Here is a 5,515-nt window from a genome sequence, read left to right on the forward strand (position 1 = left end):
CGCCCTGCGTGCGATCATCGCGGAAATCGGCGCAACGGCGGTGATCCCGTCAAACCGCACCCGCAGGATCATCATTCCGCACGACGCCGACGCCTACAAACAGCGCAACCGCATCGAGCGCTGCTTCTGCCGGCTCAAACACTTCCGACGCTTGGCAACCCGTTATGACAGGCGAACCGCCAACTTTACCGGCTTCATCCATCTCGCAGCCGCAATGATCTGGATGCAATAAATGTCGATCGGTCCTAGTCTGTGAGTTTGTGCGCAGCAAGTGGCTCGTGGGGGCTCGCGAATCCGGCATAATCGCCCTGTGGATATGCTGCGGATAGGCTGTGGAAAGCGGTGATCTGGTTCGGTAGCCGGCCGCAGATGCATCTGCAAAGCGTCGCATCCCCGTCGGTAGCCGTCATATCTCTGTCAAATAGCCTGACCAGATGATTCCCGGATCGCGCGAATTGCTGCGTCGTCTGGAATGATTTGGTTCTCCCGAATTCGGAATCCCGCACCGGCGGCGCTTCGTGCCTGCGAACAGTTTTTGTGCAGCCGCTTGCCCAAATCGCGGGCTCTCTCCATCCAATTTTTTGTACGCCCGCGGACAAGCTTTCCTGTCCGCACTCCACCTAGGCTCGCTCCCGAGATCTGGAACATGGCCAGTGCCATGACAATTCGAAGGAGCTGGAGATGGAGACACGGGTATTGCCCCAGACGCGGCGGGGGATGTCGCGCGCATTGCCATGGCGCAAGGTCGCACTCGGCGCCACCATCGCTCTCGGCCTCGTCGCCGCGGCACCGCTGAGCGCGCAGGCCGCCGCGCCCGCCGCCTGCGCCGCGCTCCAGGAGAAATATCCGGACTGGAAGGGCAAGACGCTGGTCAACGCCATCAATCCGCACACGCCGGGTTATGAGACGATCGACCCGAAGGACCCCAGCAAATATATCGGCTTCGACATCGATCTCGGCGAAGCCATCGGCGAATGCCTCGGCTTCAAGCTGACCTACAAGCCGGTGACGTTCGCGGCACTCCTGACCACGCTCGCCGCAGGCCAGGCCGACATCGTCATCTCCGACATCTACGCCACCAAGGAACGTGCCAAGGCTGCCGACTTCATCACCTATTCGAAGGTGTTCGACGGCGTGCTGGTCGCCAAGGGCAATCCGAAGGGCATCAACGGCATCAACATGTCGATGTGTGGTGCTGCTGCCGCCGAGAACACCGGTTATGTCGAGGTGCCCCTGATCCAGGCGCTGATGCCGGAGTGCAAGAAGGCCGGCAAGCCCGAGCCGACCGTCCAGCTCTACGACAACAACGCCAACTGCATCCAGGCGATCCTCGCCGGCCGCGCCGACACCTATGTCAACGACGTCAACACCGTCGACAGCGCGGTGAAGGCCTATCCGGACAAGCTGGAGAAGGCGATCGCGGTGACGATCCCGTACTCGGTCGGCATCGCCGTCCCGAAGGACAAGCCGAAATTCCGCGACGCCGTGCTCGCCGCGCTGATCGAGGTGCAGAAGGCCGGCACGCATATGGAGCTTCTGAAGAAGCACGGGCTCGACGTGAACAACTTCAAGGAGCCGGACATCCTGACGGCTGACTGATGTCCCTGTTCCTCCATTACCTGAGCATGCCGTATCTGCTCGAGGGCATCGAGCTTACCCTCGAGGTGACCGCCCTCGGGCTCGGCGGCGGATTGATCCTCGGATTGATCCTCGCCGGGATGCAGCTGTCCCGCTTCTGGCTCTTGGCGGCGATCGCCCGGGCCTACACCGTGATCTTCCGCGGCACGCCGCTGATCCTGCAGATGGTGTTTGCCTACGACGCGCTGCCGCATATCGGCATCAAGCTGCCGGCGGTGCTGGCCGCCGGCCTCGCGCTCGCCTGCAACGAGGCGCCGTTCATCGCCGAGATGCTGCGCGCCGGCGTGCTCGGGGTCGATCGCGGACAGGTGACGGCCGGCCAGGCGCTCGGCATGACGCCCCGGGTCCTGATGTGGCGGGTGATCGCGCCGCAGGCGATCCGCACCATGATCCCGGCCTTCGGCAACGAGGCCGTCAGCGCGCTGAAGAATTCCTCGCTCGCCTCCGTCGTCGCGGTCCAGGAACTGACGCTGCGCTCGACCCAGCTCGCGTCCTCGACCTTCGACTTCTTCTCGATCTTCTTCGCCTCCGGGCTGCTTTACCTAGTGCTGACCTTTGCCATCAGCGTCATCCAGCTGTTCGTCGAATGGCTGCTCGATCTCGACCGCGCCAAAGGCCGCGAGCGCAAGCTCGCCGACTATCTGCCCTGGCGCCGGGTCGATCTCACGGCCAGGCCTGATCCCGCGGAAGCGCCTGCCGGGCCCGCGCAGGCGGAGCAGCTTGCCGAGACGCCGCCGCTGGCCTTGACCCGCGAGGAGCGCACCCGGCGCGCGGCGACGATCGCGCGCAACAACATCGCGGTCGAGACCAAGGATCTCGTCAAGAGCTACGGCGCGCAAAAGGTGCTCGGCGGGCTCGATCTCACCGTCCGCGTCGGCGAGGTGGTCGCGCTGCTCGGTCCGAGCGGCTCCGGCAAAAGCACGCTGCTCCGCTGCATCAATCATCTCGAAAGCTGGGACGCCGGCACCGTGCGCGTCGGCGGCCGCCGCCTCGGTTTTGACGACGACGGCCAGCTGCTGTCGCCGCGGGCCATCGCCAACGAACGGGCGACCGTCGGCGTCGGCATGGTGTTCCAGCAGTTCAACCTGTTCGCCCACCTCTCGGCCAAGGAGAACATTGCCGGACCGCTGCGCTGGGTCCACGGCATGACCAGGATCGATGCCGACCGCCGCGCCGCCGAGCTGCTTGAGCGCGTCGGCCTGACACACCGCGCCGATGCGCTGCCGCGGCATCTCTCCGGCGGCCAGCAGCAGCGCGTGGCGATCGCGCGGGCGCTCGCACCGAACCCGAGCGTGCTGCTGCTGGACGAGCCGACCTCCGCGCTCGATCCCGAGCTCGTCAACGAGGTGCTGGAGGTAATCCGGCGCCTCGCCATCGACGACGGGCTGACCATGATCATCTCGACGCACCAGATCCGCTTTGCCGACGAGGTCGCCGACCGCGTCGCTTTCTTGAGCGGCGGCACCATCATCGAGGAGGGACCGGCGCATGAGGTGCTCACCAACCCGCGCAATCCGCTGACCGCGCGTTTCCTCAGCGTGATGGAAGCCGACAAGATTCCGGAGGCGGTGCGATGACCCTGCCGTCCGGCCTCGCAAGACCAGCGACCGCGTTCCCCGAAGAGGCCACCACATGAAGCATTTCACGCTGCCGGTTTCGCCAAAGACCGTCCACTGGGGCTATTTCTCAAAGGCGGTCGCCCCGGCCCTGACGCTGCGCTCCGGCGATCGCGCCACCATCGAGACGCTGACCCATCACGCCAATGACGATTACGAGCGCATGATCGCCGGCGATCCCGGCGCCGAGAGCGTGTTCCAGTGGACGCGCGAGCACAAGGCGGTCGCGCGCCGCGGCTCCGGCCCGGTCGAAGGCCCCTTCATCCGCGGCGCGGGCGAGGGGATCGGCGTGCATCTCCTCACTGGTCCCGTTGCGATCGAAGGCGCCGAACCCGGCGACATCCTTGAAGTGCGCATCCTCGACGTCCGGCCGCGGCCGAGCTGCAGTGCCTGCCATGCCGGCCGCTGCTTCGGCTCCAACGTCGCGGCGAACTGGGGCTTTCATTATCACGATTTGATCGAGGAGCCGAAGCCGCGCGAGGTCGTCACCATCTTCGAGCTCGATACCTCGGGCGAGCCGTATGCCAAGGCGGTCTACAACTACGTCTGGACGCCGCAGACCGATCCCGACGGCATCGTGCACGCAATGATCGACTATCCCGGCGTCCGCGTCGATCACGCCACCATCAGGAAGCGCGAGAACATCCTCTCCAGCGTGAAAGTGCCCGCACGCTTGCATTTCGGCACCATGGGCCTTGCGCCATCGGAAGCCGACTTCGTCAGCTCGATCCCGCCGAGCTACACGGGGGGCAACATCGACGACTGGCGCATCGGCAAGGGCGCGCGGATGTTCTATCCGGTCGCAGTCCCCGGCGCCTATTTCTCCGTCGGCGATCCCCATGCCGCGCAGGGCGACAGCGAGCTCGGCGGCACCGCGATCGAGACCTCGCTCACCGGCGACTTCGAATTCATCCTGCACAACAAGGCCGACCTCGCCGGCACCAATCTCGAAGGCCTCGACCATCCGATGCTGGAGACCGATCAGGCCTGGTCGTTCTACGGCTTCACCTATCCGAACTATCTCGCCGCGCTTGGCGCCGACGCGCAAACCGAGATTGCCAATCACTCGAGCCTCGACCGTGCGATGCGCGATGCGTTCAGAAAACTCCGCCGGTTCCTGATGACCGTGCACGGCCTCAGCGAGGACGAGGCGATCTCGCTGCTGTCGGTCGGCGCCGATTTTGGTGTCACCCAGGTGGTCGACGCCAATTGGGGCGTCCACGGCACAATCCGCAAGAACATCTTCCGGTGCGACTGATGCGGGGTAGCCCGGATGGAGCGAAGCGCAATCCGGGTCTGTCACAGCGGGCTCGGAGGTCCCGGATTACGCGGAGCCTGTCATCGGGCGGCGCTTCGCGCCGACCCGTTGGCTCCATCCAGGCTACGCATCGTGCTGAATGTCGGTATCAGGCTCTAACACTTTGAAGGACGGCCCGTTTCCTGGATGAGCGCGTGACCAACAAACCTCATCTGCGGCCCGTCGCGGCGACGGAGGATCGCGTGCGGCTGGCACAGAGGTTGCTTCGATCGACGGCAATCTGGGTCGATCCAATGAGCTTCCGGCCGTTCACGAGCGAGTCCTACGCGCAAGACGACCGCCCCGAAGCCTGGCGGGACGTGCTGGCTGCCGTGGGCCTGCAACCCGCGACCGGTCATGCCTTCCTTGACGGGCACGCGACGGCGTCGCATCGCCAGGCCTCGGGCGTTGCGCTAACGCGCATGGCCGCTGGCGCGCAAAGCGTCGGGCCTCTTTCGCACGCCAATGAAGAGCTGCCGATCGCGCTGATGCCGGTCGAGGACGGCATGGTGCTCAAGAGCGCCGCCGGCCACCGCATCGTTCCGGTCGGCCATCTCGTGCTGCTGCCGCGGAGCGGGGACTGGAGCATCGTGTTCCAGCGCGACATGCGCGCGATCGTGCTGTCGGTGACCTCGGAGGCGTTGCATGGGCGCCTCTCCGGCAAGCCGCGGCTCGGCGAGCCCCGGGTCGTTCCGCCCAGTGGGTTCGCCGATGTGTTCGCGCGCCTGCTGGATGCGACCGCGCGCACGCTCGACACGTTGAGCGATGCCGAATGGAACGCGGTCGCGCAAAGTCTGGTCGATCTCCTGCTGACGCTCGCGCATCAACTGGCGGCCTCGACGTCCGATGCCGGATCGAGCGCGACACAGGCCGCGCTGCTGCACCGGATCTGCCAGACCATCGAGCGCCGGCTCGACGATCCCGAACTGGTGCCGGCGCGCGTCGCGCAGGCCGAGGGCATTTC

The 5,515-nt window shown here is 65.7% G+C and carries 5 protein-coding genes; all 5 read left to right on the forward strand.

All coding sequences use genetic code 11. From position 1 onward, the window contains the following. A partial coding sequence (locus tag ACXJL8_RS32540) for a transposase (RefSeq protein WP_456686262.1) occupies positions 1-232 on the forward strand: 232 nt, incomplete at its 5' end. A gap of 485 nt (positions 233-717) precedes the next feature. Continuing rightward, on the forward strand, positions 718-1,599 hold the full coding sequence (locus ACXJL8_RS32545; RefSeq protein ID WP_456623915.1) for an ABC transporter substrate-binding protein: 882 nt from the start codon (positions 718-720) through the stop codon (positions 1,597-1,599). Beyond that, on the forward strand, positions 1,599-3,215 hold the full coding sequence (locus tag ACXJL8_RS32550; RefSeq protein ID WP_456623896.1) for an amino acid ABC transporter permease/ATP-binding protein: 1,617 nt from the start codon (positions 1,599-1,601) through the stop codon (positions 3,213-3,215). Before ACXJL8_RS32545 ends, ACXJL8_RS32550 begins: the two co-directional genes overlap by 1 nt. 55 nt (positions 3,216-3,270) lie before the next feature. Then, entirely contained in the window at positions 3,271-4,512 is a 1,242-nt protein-coding gene (locus tag ACXJL8_RS32555) for an acetamidase/formamidase family protein (protein ID WP_456623897.1), read from the forward strand. 293 nt (positions 4,513-4,805) lie between these two features. Further along, positions 4,806-5,515: AraC-like ligand-binding domain-containing protein (locus ACXJL8_RS32560; protein ID WP_456686263.1), on the forward strand; the 710-nt coding region annotated here is incomplete at its 3' end.

Source organism: Bradyrhizobium sp. P5_C11_2, assembly GCF_054049755.1.